This window comes from Serratia sp. AR11, from assembly GCF_056376275.1.
Genome location: NZ_CM150739.1, coordinates 4,462,104 through 4,477,514, shown reverse-complemented (window position 1 = coordinate 4,477,514; position 15,411 = coordinate 4,462,104). Strand labels below are relative to the sequence as shown.

At 58.2% G+C, this 15,411-nt stretch carries 16 protein-coding genes; 13 read left to right on the top strand and 3 right to left on the bottom strand.

Translation table 11 applies throughout. From position 1 onward, the window contains the following. Nucleotides 1–50: 50 nt before the first annotated feature. The 4 genes from ACSOSI_RS21140 to ACSOSI_RS21125 are packed head-to-tail and all read left to right on the top strand — an operon-like array spanning nt 51 to nt 4,140. Entirely contained in the window at nt 51–764 is a 714-nt protein-coding gene (locus ACSOSI_RS21140; RefSeq protein ID WP_012146607.1) for a DUF2848 domain-containing protein, read from the top strand. Continuing rightward, nucleotides 764–2,113: an amidase gene (locus tag ACSOSI_RS21135; RefSeq protein WP_476706090.1), complete on the top strand. Its 1,350-nt coding sequence runs from the start codon at nt 764–766 to the stop codon at nt 2,111–2,113. Before ACSOSI_RS21140 ends, ACSOSI_RS21135 begins: the two co-directional genes overlap by 1 nt. Before the next feature lie 51 nt (nt 2,114–2,164). Further along, a complete protein-coding gene (locus ACSOSI_RS21130; RefSeq protein WP_419246133.1) occupies nt 2,165–2,818 on the top strand; it encodes a hypothetical protein in 654 nt (217 codons plus the stop codon). Beyond that, on the top strand, nt 2,815–4,140 hold the full coding sequence (locus ACSOSI_RS21125; protein WP_017893860.1) for an MFS transporter: 1,326 nt from the start codon (nt 2,815–2,817) through the stop codon (nt 4,138–4,140). Before ACSOSI_RS21130 ends, ACSOSI_RS21125 begins: the two co-directional genes overlap by 4 nt. Nucleotides 4,141–4,190: 50 nt before the next feature. Here ACSOSI_RS21125 and ACSOSI_RS21120 read toward each other — a convergent pair whose 3' ends face one another. Continuing rightward, nucleotides 4,191–4,799: an HD domain-containing protein gene (locus tag ACSOSI_RS21120; protein WP_012146603.1), complete on the bottom strand. Its 609-nt coding sequence runs from the start codon at nt 4,797–4,799 to the stop codon at nt 4,191–4,193. Nucleotides 4,800–4,982: 183 nt separating this feature from the next. Here ACSOSI_RS21120 and trhA point away from each other — a divergent pair, with 183 nt between their 5' ends. Then, nucleotides 4,983–5,657, top strand: coding sequence for a PAQR family membrane homeostasis protein TrhA (trhA, locus tag ACSOSI_RS21115; protein ID WP_012146602.1), 675 nt, complete (start codon nt 4,983–4,985; stop codon nt 5,655–5,657). Nucleotides 5,658–5,747: 90 nt separating this feature from the next. Here trhA and ygfZ read toward each other — a convergent pair whose 3' ends face one another. Then, nucleotides 5,748–6,740 (bottom strand): tRNA-modifying protein YgfZ, encoded by a 993-nt coding sequence (ygfZ, locus tag ACSOSI_RS21110; protein ID WP_112363194.1) that lies wholly within the window; start codon nt 6,738–6,740, stop codon nt 5,748–5,750. A gap of 323 nt (nt 6,741–7,063) precedes the next feature. Between ygfZ and sdhE the strand changes: the two genes are divergently transcribed. The 5 genes from sdhE (at nt 7,064) to creD (ending at nt 11,290) form a co-directional block, all read left to right on the top strand. Beyond that, the gene (gene sdhE / locus ACSOSI_RS21105; RefSeq protein ID WP_261414453.1) at nt 7,064–7,330 is read left to right on the top strand and encodes an FAD assembly factor SdhE; all 267 of its coding nucleotides are present in this window, start codon (nt 7,064–7,066) and stop codon (nt 7,328–7,330) included. Then, on the top strand, nt 7,311–7,733 hold the full coding sequence (locus tag ACSOSI_RS21100; RefSeq protein WP_012146599.1) for a protein YgfX: 423 nt from the start codon (nt 7,311–7,313) through the stop codon (nt 7,731–7,733). Before sdhE ends, ACSOSI_RS21100 begins: the two co-directional genes overlap by 20 nt. After that, nucleotides 7,733–8,428 carry a two-component system response regulator CreB gene (creB, locus tag ACSOSI_RS21095; RefSeq protein ID WP_012146598.1) on the top strand — a complete coding sequence of 232 codons (696 nt, stop codon included), beginning with the start codon at nt 7,733–7,735 and terminating at the stop codon, nt 8,426–8,428. Before ACSOSI_RS21100 ends, creB begins: the two co-directional genes overlap by 1 nt. Continuing rightward, nucleotides 8,425–9,843 carry a two-component system sensor histidine kinase CreC gene (creC, locus tag ACSOSI_RS21090; protein ID WP_476706089.1) on the top strand — a complete coding sequence of 473 codons (1,419 nt, stop codon included), beginning with the start codon at nt 8,425–8,427 and terminating at the stop codon, nt 9,841–9,843. Before creB ends, creC begins: the two co-directional genes overlap by 4 nt. 82 nt (nt 9,844–9,925) lie before the next feature. Then, the gene (gene creD, locus ACSOSI_RS21085; RefSeq protein WP_476706088.1) at nt 9,926–11,290 is read left to right on the top strand and encodes a cell envelope integrity protein CreD; all 1,365 of its coding nucleotides are present in this window, start codon (nt 9,926–9,928) and stop codon (nt 11,288–11,290) included. Between the two features lie 36 nt (nt 11,291–11,326). Here creD and fldB read toward each other — a convergent pair whose 3' ends face one another. Next, a complete protein-coding gene (gene fldB / locus ACSOSI_RS21080; RefSeq protein WP_017893855.1) occupies nt 11,327–11,845 on the bottom strand; it encodes a flavodoxin FldB in 519 nt (172 codons plus the stop codon). Between the two features lie 107 nt (nt 11,846–11,952). Between fldB and xerD the strand changes: the two genes are divergently transcribed. From xerD to recJ, 3 genes are read left to right on the top strand one after another with little or no spacing between them, the layout of a single operon-like run. After that, a complete protein-coding gene (gene xerD, locus ACSOSI_RS21075; RefSeq protein ID WP_012146594.1) occupies nt 11,953–12,852 on the top strand; it encodes a site-specific tyrosine recombinase XerD in 900 nt (299 codons plus the stop codon). Between the two features lie 27 nt (nt 12,853–12,879). Next, complete coding sequence (gene dsbC / locus ACSOSI_RS21070; RefSeq protein ID WP_012146593.1) at nt 12,880–13,596, top strand: bifunctional protein-disulfide isomerase/oxidoreductase DsbC; 717 nt, start codon at nt 12,880–12,882, stop codon at nt 13,594–13,596. Between the two features lie 6 nt (nt 13,597–13,602). Then, nucleotides 13,603–15,336: a single-stranded-DNA-specific exonuclease RecJ gene (recJ, locus tag ACSOSI_RS21065; RefSeq protein ID WP_476706087.1), complete on the top strand. Its 1,734-nt coding sequence runs from the start codon at nt 13,603–13,605 to the stop codon at nt 15,334–15,336. Nucleotides 15,337–15,411 lie beyond the last annotated feature (75 nt).

Below are 15,411 nucleotides of genomic sequence, written 5' to 3'. Positions count from 1 at the left end.
AAAGATATAGTGAAATTTCACAGTATTTTAACCAAAGGGACACAAACGCCATGAGACTGACCTTCACTTTACCTGAATCCAGCGGGGCCGGGGTGCTGGATGTTGAGATTGATCATCTGGTGATCGCCGGCTGGACCGGCCGCGATCGCGAGGCCATTCTGCACCATATTAGGGAGTTGGCCGAACTGGGCGTGCCACAACCCAGTGCAGTCCCGCTATTTTATCGGGTGGCGGCTAATCAGCTCAGTCAGAGCGATTGCATTGAAGTGATCGGCAATGCCAGCTCCGGCGAAGCGGAGCCTTTGATCTTCACTCATCAGGGTGAACTGTTTGTTTCGCTGGCCTCAGATCATACCGATCGCCAACTGGAGGCGCACAGCGTCGCGCTGTCCAAACAAATCTGCGTCAAACCGGTAGCCCGCGCCGCCTGGCCACTACGGGAAGTGATTGCTCACTGGGATTCATTGATCCTGCGATCCTGGATCAAAGAAAACGGTGAGTTCCGGCTTTATCAGCAGGGTTACCTTGCCAGTCTGCGTACTCCCGGCGATCTGCTGGATCGCTATTTGAGTGGTCAGCAGGTGCCGGAGGGCGGGTTGACGGTCCCGCAGCCGCGAGATGGCCTGGCGATGGCCTGTGGCACGGTCGCGGCGATTGGCGGTATCCGTCCGGCGGTCGAGTTTCGTATGGAACTGGTGGACGAAGTGCTGGGACGTACCATCAGCCACGGTTATCGCAGCATAGAACTGCCGGTGGTGGCGTGATGGAAAAACTGACTTTAGCGCAGGCCGCCGCCGGATTGGCCAGTGGTGAATTCACTGCTGTACAACTTACCGCCACCGCTCTGGCGCAAATCGCCGACCCACAGGGGGAGGGCGCACGCACTTTTACTCATGTTTATAGCGACTGGGCACAGCAGCAGGCATTGGCTGCCGATCGACGGCGTGCGGCGGGTAAGCCCCTGTCGGCGTTGGACGGTGTGCCGGTATCGGTCAAAGACCTGTTTGATGTCGCCGGGGAGGCCACCGTTGCCGGTTCGCGGGTGTTGGCCGATGCGCCGGTAGCCAATAACCACGCTGCAGTGGTGGCGCAGTTGTTGCAGGCTGGTGCGGTAGTGATCGGCAAAACCAACATGACCGAGTTTGCCTATTCGGGGCTTGGCATTAATCCCCACTACGGCACGCCCGCCAATCCCTGGGATCGCCCTGCTGGCCGTATTCCCGGTGGTTCGTCTTCCGGTGCGGCGGTTGCGGTGGCTGACGGCATGTGCTTTGGCGCGATAGGCAGCGATACCGGCGGTTCGGTACGTATTCCGGCGGCCTTCTGTGGCCTGACCGGTTATAAACCTACCGCCCGGCGCATCAGCAGTCGTGGTTTGCTGCCCTTGTCACCCTCACTGGATTCAATTGGCGTGATTGCCCATGACGTTGCCGGTTGCATCGCGCTGGATACGGTGATTGCCCAGCAGCCGCTGCACCCGCAGCAGAAAATGCTGAGTCAGGCGCGCTTTGCCGTGCCACAAACGCTGGTGCTGGATGGCCTGGATGAGGAAGTCACCGCCGCCTTTCATCTCAGCGTGGAGCTGCTGGTGCAGGCGGGGGCACAGATTGAATTTATTCCCTGTCATGAGTTCGCCGAGCTGGCAGCGATCAACGCCGCCGGCGGTTTCACCGCGCTGGAGTCCTGGCGCTGGCACCAGCCGCTGATTGCCGAACATGCCGAAGACTATGACCCACGGGTGCTGTCACGTATTCGTCGCGGCCAGTTGCTCGATGAGCATGATCTTCAGCAATTGCGGATGCAGCGTGCCGATTGGCAACGGCGAGTGACCGCGGCAGTGGAAAAATTTGACGCGTTGTTGATGCCAACTGTGCCCTTCGTTGCGCCGACCATTGCCGAACTGCAGGAGGATGAAGACGCCTATTTCCGTATCAACGGTGCCGCGTTGCGTAACCCTTCGGTAATCAACTTCCTCGATGGTTGTGCGTTGTCGCTTCCTTGCCAGCGGCCCGATACGGCTCCTGTGGGGCTGATGGTAGCCGGGCTGCCGCTGCAGGACGAGGCGCTGCTGGGCTGGGCGCTGGCGATCGAACGCTGCCTCGCCGAGGCGTGATTTTCCGGTGGGGACGACCCCGCCTTACTTTGAACTAACAGGAGAGTACCCATGACCGGTTCCCCAAACGGAATGCTGTTTGTCGCAACAGATGTCGCCGCGCAGGACGAGGCGGATTTCAATAAGTGGTACGACCGCGAGCACGTGGAAGAGCGAGTGCGGGTGCCCGGTTTCTTATCGGGTACGCGTTATCAGGCACTACAGGGCGGACGCAAATACCTCGGACTGTATAAAACCGAATCCCTGGCCAGCTTTACCTCGGCGGCCTACCGCGCCGCGTTTACCGAACAGACCCCCTGGTCGGTCGCCAGTCTCGATAAAATGCGCGATCCGATGCGTCGTGTCTGCGCGGTGGAGGCGGTGACCGGTCAGGGTTGCGGCAGCCATCTGGTTATCCTTCCCCTCGAACCGGCGCAGCCGCAAGTGCTGAAGGCCTGCATCAAGCATTTGGGGAGCCAACTGGCCGAACTGCCCGGTTTTGTGCGCAGTAGCCTGCTGTCGCCGGACGCTGAACTAAGTTCCCCGTTGCCGAAAGAGTCGCGGGAGAACCGCCGGTTACTGCCGATGATGCTGATCGAAAGCAGCAGCGCCGAAGCCGGACAGCGGCTGAGTGAGTTGGCCTGTAGCCAACTGAAAATCCCCGCCGCCGATGCCCTGCATTATGCCCTTGGCTGGCAACTGACCACACAGGAGCTTTCATCATGAGCACTTCAACCACACAGCCGTCAATCGCGGAAGCCTCCACTGCCGAGGCTACCGCCCATCCGCCAAACACCGGCAAGCTGGCGGCGGCCAGTTCGATTGGCACCGCGCTGGAATGGTATGACTTCACCGTCTACAACATCATGGCGGCGCTGATTTTCAACCACGTATTTTTCCCCTCTTTCGATCCGCTGGTGGGCACCATTTTGGCGTTTTCCACTTACGCGGTGGGTTATGTTTCGCGGCCGATTGGCGGTATCGTCTTTGGTCATCTGGGTGACGTGCTGGGACGGCGTTTTGTATTGGTGACCACGCTGGTGATCATGGGGGTGACAACCGCGCTGATGGGGCTGCTACCCGGTTATGCCAGTTGGGGGATTTGGAGCCCGCTGCTGTTGGTGACACTGCGCTTTATTCAGGGAATTGCGCTGGGGGGCGAATGGGCGGGGGCGGTATTGCTGTCGATGGAGCACGGCAAGCCTCATCAGCGAGGACGCAACGCCTCCTTTGCTCAGGTTGGCCCTTCCTGCGGAACGCTGATCGGCACCGGGCTTATCACGCTGGTGACGGTGGCGATGACGGCGGAGGATTTCCAGCAGTGGGGCTGGCGTATTCCCTTCCTGCTTAGCCTGGTACTGGTGGTGTTTGGCCTGTGGCTACGCCGTGGCGTGGGGGAAACGCCGGCGTTTCTGAAACTGGAGGCATCGAAGGACGTTACCCATTCACCAATCCGCGAAGTTTTCACCCAGCATCGGCGTCCGCTGTTGATCGCCGGAGGGTCGCGTATTGGTTCCGACGTGCTGTATGCGCTGGTGGTGGTTTTTACCCTGACCTACGTCACTACGGTACTGAACCTGCCGCGCCCGGTGGCGTTGGCTGCCACCATGTTGGGGGCGATCGGTAACGCGATTACCGTGCCGATGTTCGGCGCACTGTCCGATCGTTTTGGCCGTCGGCCGGTGTATATCGGTGGGGCTTTGGCGGCGATGGTTTGGGCATTTGTGTTCTTTATGCTGCTCGACAGCAGTCAGCCGGTGCTGATCTGCCTGGCGGTGGTGGTCGGTCTGTTGATCCATGCGGCAATGTATGGCCCGCAGGCGGCCTTTATCACCGAACAATTCCCAACCCGGGTGCGTTATGCGGGGTCGTCGTTGGCTTATACGTTGGCAGGTATTATCGGTGGTGGCTTTGCGCCGCTGATCATCGCCTCATTGTTCAAGTCTTACGACAGCACGCTGGCTATTTCGGCCTATGTGGTGCTGGCACTGCTAATCACACTGTGGGCCGTGATTGCCGCGAAGGAAACGGCACACAAGCCGTTATGAAAGGCGTGCCGGGTGAAGGGATCACCCGGCCTGTCACAATAGCAACGCTGTTACTTCAGCCAGCCTTTGCGTTGTGCGTCCTGCAGGTGTTGCAGCAGGTACTTCCACAACTCCGGGTGAACATCGGCGATGGTAGTGTTACGCGCCAATACCTGCTCCAGGCTGATACCGTTCTCTACCCAGCTTTGGCCCTGGTTGTGCAGGTTCATCAGCATCGGCATGGTGCGATCCAGCACCAGCGCAAAGCGCGCGTCGGCGCTCTCGCCATCTTCATATTCCTGCCATAAAGCGGTGAAATACTCGCGCTGAGTGTCCGGCAGCATACCGAACAACCGGCGTGCCGCCGCCACTTCCACATCATGGATCGCTGCGCGGGCCGCCAGATCGTAGACCAGCACGTCACCGGCATCGATCTCAACGATGTCATGCAGCAGCGCCATCTGGATCACGCGTTGGATATCTACGCCTTCACTGGCGTAAGGGGCCAGGCTCATGGCAGCAATAGCAAAGTGCCAGCTATGTTCGGCGGAGTTTTCCTGGCGTTGGGTGCCCAGCACTTTGGTGCGGCGTTGCACGCTTTTCAACTTGTCGATTTCCATCAGGAACTGGATGACCTGGGTCATGGAGCCGAAATCTAACGCGGGTACAGCGGATGACATGGTGTAAACCTCATGGTAGATGGGTTGAAGCCGAACGATTGTAGACCAGCGGGCGAGGGATTTCGATGGTTACACGCGCACACAGTTTTATTTTAGCGTACACGTGTACACTGAAATTATTCTCAGTTAAGCTGCCTTGCGGTAATTTCGAACAATGTTGGCTGTTTTGAGGGGTTGTGTGCAATGGGAAAAACGGGCGTAGTGAAAGCCGGTACTGAAAAAATGGCCGCCACGGCCTATCCGTGGGCGGAAGAAATCGCTAACAGCATCAGTCACGGTATAGGGTTGGTTTTTGGTATTGTCGGCCTGGTACTGTTGTTGGTTCAGGCGGTAGACACCGGCGCTGACGTAACGGCCATCGCCAGCTACAGTCTTTATGGCGGCAGCATGATCCTGCTGTTCCTGGCCTCCACGCTGTACCATGCCATTCCCCACCAGAAAGCCAAGCACTGGCTGAAAAAATTTGACCACTGCGCCATTTATCTTTTGATTGCCGGTACCTACACGCCGTTTCTGTTGGTGGGGCTGAATTCACCGCTCGCCAAGGGGTTGATGGCGGTAATTTGGGGTTTGGCACTGCTGGGCGTGTTGTTCAAACTGGCGTTCGCGCACCGGTTTGAAGCGCTCTCGCTGGTGACCTATCTGACCATGGGTTGGCTGTCGCTGATCGTGATTTATCAGTTGGCAACTCGTTTGGCGCTGGGCGGTGTGACGCTGCTGGCGGTCGGTGGCGTGGTTTATACCCTGGGCGTGATCTTCTATGCATCGAAGCGTTTCCGCTTCGGCCACGCCATTTGGCATGGTTTCGTGCTCGGTGGCAGCCTGTGCCACTTTATGGCGATTTATCTGTACGTCTGATACCCGCTGATATCTTTCGCACTGCAGCGTTGTTGGCTGCAGTGCGAAATCTATTGCAGACAGACCAGGAAGCTCTGACTGCTCCCTTCTTTATTTCTCTTCCGCCAGTGAGTATGGCAGCGGCTTGATGGCCAGTTGACTGGTGGCATCGTCGCGAACCCGCAGCTTGCTGTCGGCGTCCAGATCGTTATTCAGCACCACTTGTACCCACAGCGTGCCGTCGGCCAATCTGGCAGCGCTCAGCACCGTACCGGTACGGCGCCAGTTTTCACCCAACTGCAATTCCACGTCTTCAGCGGCCTGCGGCACTCGCCCAGCCTTGCCTTCCAGCCAGTACAATGCCCGTTTGTTGGCCCCGCGGAACTTGGCGCGCGCCACCATTTCCTGACCGGTGTAGCAGCCCTTGCTGAAGCTGATGCCATCCAGCGCCTGCAGGTTGGTGGCCTGTGGGATCAACTGCCCGCTGTTGGCGGCGTCAATCACCGGGTAGCCGGCTTCGATATCCAGCGTCAGCCACTGCTGGCTGTCGTTCAGTTCGGCCTGCTCGTGCAGCTTGTCGACCAACTGTTCGGCAACGGCGGCGGTGGTGACCAACAGAAAACGTTCTGCCGGGAGTGAGAAGTGCAACAGGGTAGTTTCACCGTCCTGCACTACCTGATGCTCAGCATCCGGCAGGCTGTTGAAAACCCCTGCCAGCGCCGCGCGTGCCTGAAAACCGGCTACGCCCAGCAACACCGCTTCGCTGTCGGCGGCAATGGTGAGTTTGGAAAATACCGCGTACTTTTTGATTTCAGCCAGTTGGCTGTCCAGCACGCTGCGGCGTTCCAGATAGGCAAAGCCTTCACCGCGATGGAATAAACGCAGGTTGCTCCACATTTTGCCTTTGGCATCACAGTGGCCGCACAACACGTGGCTATCGGCCGGCAGCGCTTCGATATCGGCGGTTACCTGGCCCTGAAGGTATTTCACCCGGTCCGGCCCGTTCAATGTCACCAGCGCCCAATCTTCCAGTGAGATCAGGGTCAGGGGCAGATGGGAGGAAGCGGAAGGCTGACGGGGTGGAAATGGAATTTTATACGCCATAGTAAGATCCTGCTTAACGTTTAGCTTACCTGAAGGTGTGTTGGCCCCATGGTAAAAGAGGTGGCGGCCTTTGCAAACTGTTATTCACGCTTGCCTCGCAGACAGCGCTTTTTTTGACATTTAGCGCTTTATTACGCTTTACACCGAGAACGTCCTTCCCGGCGAGTATGTCAAATTGTTACTCTATAGGCTTGCGGCCAAGGGTAACCCTTGCAGACAGATCTTTGGCTGATGGAATTATATCGCGCCGGTGTTGCCATACAGTGTGTCAGTTGAACCCTGCGATGGCGTTGCCACGCTGAAAAGAGGTTAGTCATAACAACATGGATATTAATAACAAAGCACGTATCCACTGGGCTTGTCGCCGCGGTATGCGTGAGCTGGACATCTCCATCATGCCCTTCTTCGAGTATGAATATGACCTGTTGAACGATATAGACAAAGCGCTGTTTATCCGTCTGCTGGAGTCTGACGATCCCGATCTCTTCAATTGGCTGATGAATCATGGCGCTCCGCAGGACAGTGAACTGCAGAGAATGGTGACACTGATCCAGACGCGAAATAAAGACCGTGGCCCAGTGGCGATGTGACGTCCGTATTTCCTGGCGCACCCAGTTATTTTCGCTGCTGACACATGGCGTATTGATCCTGCTGATCCTGATTTCGCCCTGGCCGGAAGGCTATGGCCCGATCTGGCTGGTGCTACTGACGCTGGTGGTGTTTGAGTGCATTCGCAGCCAAAAGCGTATTGCGTCGCGGCAGGGTGAGCTGCGCCTGCTGGAGAACCAACGCCTGGGTTGGCATGGGCAGGAGTGGCAACTGCTAAAGCAGCCCTGGATGCCACGTTACGGCATTCTGTTGACCTTACAGCCGGTGGGAGGCAAAAAGCGCCGTCGGCTGTGGCTGGCTTCCGACTCCATGGCTAAAGCCGACTGGCGGCAGTTGCGCCAACGGTTGCTGTATCCGCCCGCCAGTGATGACGAGGAGCCCTGATGAAGCCGACGCTCTGGCTGGTGGAAGATGAACCCAGCATTGCCGACACGCTGATTTATACCCTGGAGAGCGAAGGCTTTCAGGTGCGCTGGTTCGAACGCGGTGAACCGGCATTACAGGCGTTGGCGCAAGGGGCACCTGCGCTGGCGATCCTCGATGTTGGTCTGCCGGACATCAATGGTTTTGAACTCTGCCGCCGGTTGTTATCGCAGTCGGCGGATTTGCCTATTTTATTTCTCACCGCCCGCAGCGATGAGCTTGATCGCCTGATAGGGTTGGAAATCGGTGCCGATGATTACGTCGCCAAACCCTTTTCCCCGCGAGAAGTCAGCGCCCGGGTGCGCACTATTCTGCGCCGTTTGCAAAAACAGCAGCGCCTGCAGCAGCCGGCTCTGTATCAATTCGGTCCTTTCAGCCTGGATGAACAGGCCGCGGCCATCCATTACCATCAGCAGCCGCTGCTGCTGACCCGTTACGAATTTTTGCTGTTGAAAACGCTGTTGCTGGCGCCCGGTCGGGTATTTTCACGCCAGCAACTGATGGAAAGCGTCTGGGCGCTGGCCGAAGAAAGCCTGGATCGCACCGTCGACACCCATATCAAAACGTTGCGTGCCAAGCTGCGCGCCATCGATCCCGCTGAACCCCCGATCCACACCCATCGCGGCCTCGGCTACAGCGTGAGCCGCCAGCCATGAGAATAGGCCTGCGCCTGCTGTTGGGGTACTTCCTGATTGTGGCGGTGGCGGGCTATTTCGTACTGAGCATTTTCGTGCAGGAAGTGAAACCCGGCGTGCGGCGCGCTACCGAAGGCACACTGGTGGACACTGCCAACCTGCTGGCGCAGATTGCACGTCTGGACATGCAGCGCGCCGACGTAGCGCACGGGCAACTGGCGCAGGCGTTCGCTCAACTCAATCAACGTCCCATTGGCGCCAATATTGCCGGCATCCGCAAGGATCGCAGCGAATATCACGTTTATCTTACCGATCAAAACGGCAGGGTCATTTTTGATTCCAGCGGCAAGGCGCTCGGCCAGGACTACTCACGCTGGAATGACGTTTATCTGACGCTGCTTGGCCAGTACGGCGCACGCAGCACGCGCAGCGATCCGCAGGATGAAAACAGCTCGGTGATGTATGTTGCCGCGCCGGTCATGGAGCAGGGGAAAATTATCGGTGTGCTTAGCGTCGGTAAACCGAACAGCACCATGGTACCGGTAATCAAGCGCAGCGAACGCCGTATTCTGTGGGCCGGTGCGCTGCTGTTGGGCATTGCCTTGCTGATTGGCCTGGGCTTTGTCTGGTGGATCAACCGCTCGATTGGGCGGCTGGTGTACTACGCCGACGGCGTGGCGCAGGGAAAAAGTGTGCCGTTGCCGAAGATGGGCGGCCATGAATTGACCCAGTTGGCGCAGGCGCTGGACAGCATGCGGGTGAAGCTGGAGGGCAAGGCCTACATCGAACAGTATGTACATACCCTGACCCATGAACTGAAAAGCCCGTTGGCGGCGATCCGCGGTGCGGCCGAGCTGTTGCAGGAACAGCCGCCGGCAGCCACCGCCCAGCGTTTTCTGACCAATATCGAACAGCAGAGTGCGCGCATTCAGCAGCTGGTGGATAAATTGCTGGTGCAGGCGCGGCTGGAGAGCCGGCCGGCCCTGGATCTTGTGCCACTGGCCATGGCGACGCTGGTGCGTCAGGCTGTGGCAGGCAAAGAGGCGCAGGCAGCGCGGCGTAGCGTTTTGCTACAGGTTGAAGGGGTGGAAGATATTACCCTGAGCGGCGATGGACTGCTGATTAGCCAGGCGCTGACCAACCTGCTGGACAACGCACTGGACTTCACCCCAACTGGCGGCAGCATCAAGGTGCGCGGTGAGCGCCATGAGGGCCACTATCAGGTCACCGTTAGTGACGACGGCAGCGGCATTCCGGATTATGCACTGGATAAAGTGTTCGAGCGTTTCTATTCTCTGGCCCGCTCGGATAAGCCGAAAAGCAGCGGTCTGGGGCTGAATTTTGTGCAGGAAGTGGCGCGCTTGCACCGTGGCAGTATCCAGTTGAGCAACCGCCAGCCGCACGGCGTGACCGCTATTTTCACCTTATCGCTCTGACTTCACCGTCCCTTCACATAACCACATTCTGCTTTCACCCGAGGGCATTATCGTGACTCCATTACCTACATGGAGCGCGGCGATGATGAAATCGATACTGTTTTGGAAAATAACCACTCTGCTGGGACTAATGATTTTAATGATCATCCCGGTAACGATGTTAATGAATGTGATTGATGAGCGCAGCGGCTACCGCCAGAGCGTGGTTGGGCAGGTCAGTGAAAGCACCAGCCGGGCGCAGCGCATTTTGGGGCCGCTGATCGTCATCCCTTACAGCGAGCGGGAAGAGAAGACGGATGACAAGGGGCAGAAGGTGGTGCAGATAGTTCGGCATCATCGCTATCTGCTGCCCGAGACGTTGCAGGTCAGCGGCAAGCCGAACGTGGAGGTGCGCAAGCTGGGCATTTACCAGACTCAGGTCTATCAGGGACCGTTGCAGTTTAAGGTGAAGTTTGGCCAGCCGGATGTGACAGACCTGCAGCGCAGCAATGTCGTGATTGACCAGCCGTTCCTGCTGGTTTCGCTGAGCGATTCACGCGGCATCAAGAGCATCTCGCCGCTTAGCAGCGCAGAGTCTCAAACGGTGTTTGAACCAGGTACCCAGGTAAACGTGTTACCTCAGGGTATTCATGCACCGCTGACGCTGCCCGCATTGCAAAAAGCGGGGCTGGATGCCGAGTTCACCCTGACGCTGGCCGGCACCAGCAGCCTGTCACTGGTACCGCTCGGGCGTAGCAGCGAATTGACGTTGCAGAGTAATTGGCCACACCCGAATTTCCTCGGTAACTTCTTGCCGGACGAACGCAAGGTGACGGAAAAAGGCTTCAGTGCCCGCTGGCGCAGCACCTGGTTTGCCAACAACATCAACAGCGCTTTCCATTACGACGACGAAATTCTTGGCGAAGACAAGTTGCCAACCTTCAGCACCAGCCTGATTGAACCGGTCGATCACTATCAACTGACCGAACGCGCGGTGAAGTATGCGGTGCTGTTTATCGGCCTGACATTTATGGCGTTCTTCCTGTTCGAAACCCTGACCGGCCTGCGGGTGCACCCGATTCAGTACCTGCTGGTCGGCACGGCACTGGTGCTGTTCTACCTGATCCTGCTGGCATTCTCCGAGCATTTTGGCTTCGCCACCGCTTATCTGCTGGCCAGCATCGCCTGCAGTGGGTTGATCGCCTTTTACCTCAGTGCGGTACTGCGTGGCAGGCTGCGGGGGGCGCTGTTCGCGGCCAGTCTGTTGATGCTGTATGGCGTGCTGTATCTGTTGCTGCAGTCGGAAGATAACGCGTTGGTGCTGGGGGCAGGGCTGTTGTTCGCTATTTTGGCGGGAATTATGCTGCTGACGCGTAAATTGGACTGGTATCAGGTGGCCGATCCGGCGCGCTTGAACGGAGAAACGCCAACCGACGCGGAGGAGAGCCGCTTCCGGTTGTGGAAATAAGCATCGGACTGGGCGCGGCTACCGCGCCCACGGGCATTACAGCAGGGGTTCCATCTCCAGCAGGATCTGTTCGCACCACTGTTGCAGACGTTCTTCGCTCATGTCGTATTGGTTCACATCATCGAGCGCCAGGCCAACAAAGTGTTTGCCGTCGGCGCTTAGCGGTTTCGGGCTGGTGAATTCGAAGCCGTCGATCGGCCAGAAGCCAATAAACTGCACGCCCAGTGGGGCAATGTGATCGTGCAACATGCCGAGTGCATCGAGGAACCATTCGCCGTAGCCGAGTTGATCGCCCATGCCATACATGGCGACAATTTTTCCCTGGAGATCCAGCGTGGTCAGTTGTGGCCAAATCGCTTCCCAGTCTTCCTGAAGCTCACCGAAATCCCAGGTTGGCATGCCGAGGATCAGGATGGAGTACTCTTCCATCAGCTTGGGGGAAACGTCTTTCAGGTTGTGCAGGTCGACCAGGTCTTCACCTAAAATCTCACGGATTTTTTCTGCCGCCATCTCGGTGTAGCAGGTGCTGGAGCCGTAAAACAGACCAATCTTCATGTGTAAACCGTTTATATTGCCGTAGGTAGAATTGCAGCGAGTATACCCGATTTGTCCCGGCTTAAGGCATAATGCCTGTGGCATAAACGTAACAAAGAGAGGACCGCGTGCAACAGCAAGAGAGTGCGTTGATTGAGCAATTCCTGGATGCGCTGTGGCTCGAACGTAATCTGGCAGAAAATACGCTGGCCTCTTACCGATTGGATTTGCAGGCGCTGGGTGCCTGGCTGAATCAGCAAAATACCTCGCTGTTACAGGCACAGGCGCTGGATTTACAGGCGTTTCTCGCCGATCGGGTGGAAGGAGGATATAAAGCGACCAGCTCCGCACGTTTGCTGAGCGCTATGCGCCGTCTGTTCCAATATCTGTATCGCGAAAATATGCGTAGCGACGATCCCACGGCACTGCTGGCTTCGCCGAAGCTGCCGCAGCGCCTGCCGAAAGACTTGAGCGAAGCGCAGGTCGATGCGCTGCTGAAGGCGCCCTGTGTCGATCAGCCGCTGGAGCTGCGTGACAAGGCGATGCTGGAAGTGCTGTACGCTACCGGGCTGCGCGTCTCCGAACTGGTCGGGCTGACCATCAGCGATGTCAGCCTGCGTCAGGGCGTGGTACGGGTGATAGGTAAAGGCAACAAGGAACGACTGGTGCCGCTGGGTGAAGAAGCGGTGTACTGGATAGAAAATTATCTGGAGCACGGCCGCCCGTGGATGGTCAACGGCCAGGCGCTGGACGTCTTGTTCCCCAGCAACCGCAGCCAGCAAATGACCCGACAGACATTCTGGCATCGCATCAAACACTATGCGATCCTAGCGGGTATTGACAGCGAGAGGCTGTCGCCGCACGTGTTGCGCCACGCGTTTGCCACCCATTTGCTGAACCATGGGGCCGATCTCCGTGTCGTACAGATGTTATTGGGGCATAGCGACCTCTCGACCACACAAATTTACACGCATGTAGCGACCGAAAGACTTAAACAGCTACATCAACAGCACCACCCGCGTGCCTGACACGCCGGGTTCAAAAGGATTGGAAGAATGAAGAAAGGTTTAATGCTGCTCTCTATGCTGGTGGCTTCAGTGACCGGCGCGGCCCATGCCGACGACGCGGCAATTCAAAAAGCACTTGGCAGCCTGGGCATTCAGCAGGCGGACGTGCAGCCTTCACCGGTGAACGGCCTGAAAACCGTATTGACCGATAGCGGCGTGCTGTACGTGACCGAAGACGGCAAACACATTCTGCAAGGCCCGCTGTACGACGTCAGTGGCAAAGAGCCGGTTAACGTCACCAACCAACTGCTGACCGGTAAACTGGAAGCGCTGAAAGATCAGATGATCGTCTACAAAGCGCCAAAGCAGAAACACGTGATCACCGTGTTCACCGACATCACCTGTGGCTATTGCCACAAGCTGCACCAGCAGATGAAAGAATATAACGATCTGGGCATTACCGTCCGTTATCTGGCGTTCCCGCGTCAGGGGCTGAATTCCCAGGCCGAAAAAGACATGCAGTCAATCTGGTGTACCGCCGACAAGGCCAAGGCCTTCGATACCGCAATGAAAGGCGACGCGGTTTCTCCGGCGACCTGTAAAACCGACATCAGCAAACACTATGCGCTCGGCGTGCAGTTCGGTATTCAGGGCACCCCGGCGATCATTCTGGAAAACGGCATGATGATCCCAGGGTATCAGGGGCCAAAAGAGATGGCCGCCATGCTGGACGCGCATCAGACCGCAACCAAAACCGGTGGTTAATCGCCGGTGAGCATCAAAACACAACTACGCCGCCGTGCGGCGACGGACGACAGCCATTTGCCAGCCAGCCTGCACCCGCTGTTGCGCCGTTTATATGCGCTGCGCGGCGTTCAGGCTGAGCAGGAATTGGAACGCAGCGTCAAAGGCATGCTGCCGTGGCAGCAGTTGGATGGCATTGACACCGCCGTTGGCATTCTGCAACAGGCGCTGGCGGCGAGTCGCCGCATCATGGTGGTGGGGGACTTCGACGCCGATGGCGCCACCAGTACCGCGTTGACGGTGTTGGCGCTGCGCAGCATGGGCGGCAGTGCGGTCGATTATCTGGTGCCGAATCGTTTTGAGGACGGCTACGGCCTGAGTCCCGAAGTGGTCGAACAGGCGGCGACGCGCGGTGCCGAATTGATCCTCACGGTGGATAACGGCATATCTTCCCATGCGGGAGTGGACGTGGCCCACGCCAAAGGCATGCAGGTGCTGGTGACTGACCACCACCTGCCGGGGGAAACCCTGCCGGCGGCGGAAGCGATCGTCAACCCGAACCTGCGTGGCTGTGAGTTCCCTTCCAAATCCCTGGCCGGCGTCGGTGTGGCTTTTTATCTGATGCTGGCGTTGCGTGCGCGGCTGCGTGACAGCGGCTGGTTCGAACAACGTGCGCTGGCGATGCCGAACCTGGCAGAACTGCTGGATCTGGTCGCGCTCGGTACGGTGGCGGACGTGGTGCCACTCGACGCCAACAACCGCATTCTGGTGTACCAGGGCCTGAACCGCATCCGCGCCGGTAAATGCCGGCCGGGCATCCGGGCGCTGCTGGAAGTGGCTAACCGTGATGCACGTCAGCTGGCGGCCAACGATCTCGGCTTTGCGCTGGGGCCGCGGCTCAACGCCGCCGGGCGGCTGGATGATATGTCGATCGGCGTGGCCTTGTTGTTGAGTGATGACATCGCGCAGGCGCGTATGTTGGCTAACGATCTTGATGCGCTCAATCTGACACGGCGTGAGATTGAACAGGGCATGCAGGTTGAAGCTCTGCAGCTGTGCGACGAACTCGAGCGCAGCAGCACCGCCTTGCCATACGGGCTGGCGATGTATCATCCGGAGTGGCATCAGGGCGTGGTGGGGATTCTGGCCTCACGCATCAAGGAGCGCTTCCATCGCCCGGTGATCGCCTTTGCACCGGCCGGTGAGGGCATTCTTAAAGGTTCAGGGCGTTCGATAGCCGGTCTGCACATGCGTGATGCGCTGGAGCGGTTGGATACGCTGAATCCGGGGTTGATGATGAAGTTCGGTGGTCATGCCATGGCGGCCGGGCTGTCGCTGGAAGAGAGCAAATTCGACGAGTTCCGCCAGCGCTTTGGCGATCTGGTGGGGGAATGGCTCGATCCGGCGATGCTGGAAGGGGTGATTTGGTCTGACGGCGAACTGGCGATGCAGGAACTTTCGCTGGAAACGGCGGAGCTGTTGCGCGAGGGCGGCCCCTGGGGCCAGGCGTTCCCGGAGCCGACCTTCGATGGCACATTCCGCATCCTGCAGCAGCGGCTGGTGGGCGAGAAACACCTGAAACTGATGGTGGAGCCGCTTGGCGGCGGCCCGCTGCTGGACGGTATCGTCTTCAATGTCGATACCACCCTGTGGCCCGACAGCAGCGTGCGCGAAGTGGAGCTGGCCTACAAGCTCGACGTCAACGAGTTCCGTGGCAACCGTAACGTGCAGTTACTGATCCAGCACCTCTGGCCGCGTTGATTTGTGGCTGCTTTATCCCGGGGTTTGCTCTGCCAAACCCCGGCAAGTTTTCTTCCCCCACAAAAACTAACCAAC

Excerpts from the sequence above, each read along its gene's own strand:
- ACSOSI_RS21140 (WP_012146607.1), top strand. The coding sequence starts at position 51 with ATGAGACTGACCTTCACTTTACCTGAATCCAGCGGGGCCGGGGTGCTG.
- ACSOSI_RS21125 (WP_017893860.1), top strand. The coding sequence starts at position 2,815 with ATGAGCACTTCAACCACACAGCCGTCAATCGCGGAAGCCTCCACTGCC.
- trhA (WP_012146602.1), top strand. The coding sequence starts at position 4,983 with ATGGGAAAAACGGGCGTAGTGAAAGCCGGTACTGAAAAAATGGCCGCC.
- creC (WP_476706089.1), top strand. The coding sequence starts at position 8,425 with ATGAGAATAGGCCTGCGCCTGCTGTTGGGGTACTTCCTGATTGTGGCG.
- ygfZ (WP_112363194.1), bottom strand. The coding sequence starts at position 6,740 with ATGGCGTATAAAATTCCATTTCCACCCCGTCAGCCTTCCGCTTCCTCC.
- fldB (WP_017893855.1), bottom strand. The coding sequence starts at position 11,845 with ATGAAGATTGGTCTGTTTTACGGCTCCAGCACCTGCTACACCGAGATG.
- creB (WP_012146598.1), top strand. The coding sequence starts at position 7,733 with ATGAAGCCGACGCTCTGGCTGGTGGAAGATGAACCCAGCATTGCCGAC.
- ACSOSI_RS21120 (WP_012146603.1), bottom strand. The coding sequence starts at position 4,799 with ATGTCATCCGCTGTACCCGCGTTAGATTTCGGCTCCATGACCCAGGTC.
- creD (WP_476706088.1), top strand. The coding sequence starts at position 9,926 with ATGATGAAATCGATACTGTTTTGGAAAATAACCACTCTGCTGGGACTA.
- ACSOSI_RS21135 (WP_476706090.1), top strand. The coding sequence starts at position 764 with ATGGAAAAACTGACTTTAGCGCAGGCCGCCGCCGGATTGGCCAGTGGT.
- dsbC (WP_012146593.1), top strand. The coding sequence starts at position 12,880 with ATGAAGAAAGGTTTAATGCTGCTCTCTATGCTGGTGGCTTCAGTGACC.
- ACSOSI_RS21130 (WP_419246133.1), top strand. The coding sequence starts at position 2,165 with ATGACCGGTTCCCCAAACGGAATGCTGTTTGTCGCAACAGATGTCGCC.
- sdhE (WP_261414453.1), top strand. The coding sequence starts at position 7,064 with ATGGATATTAATAACAAAGCACGTATCCACTGGGCTTGTCGCCGCGGT.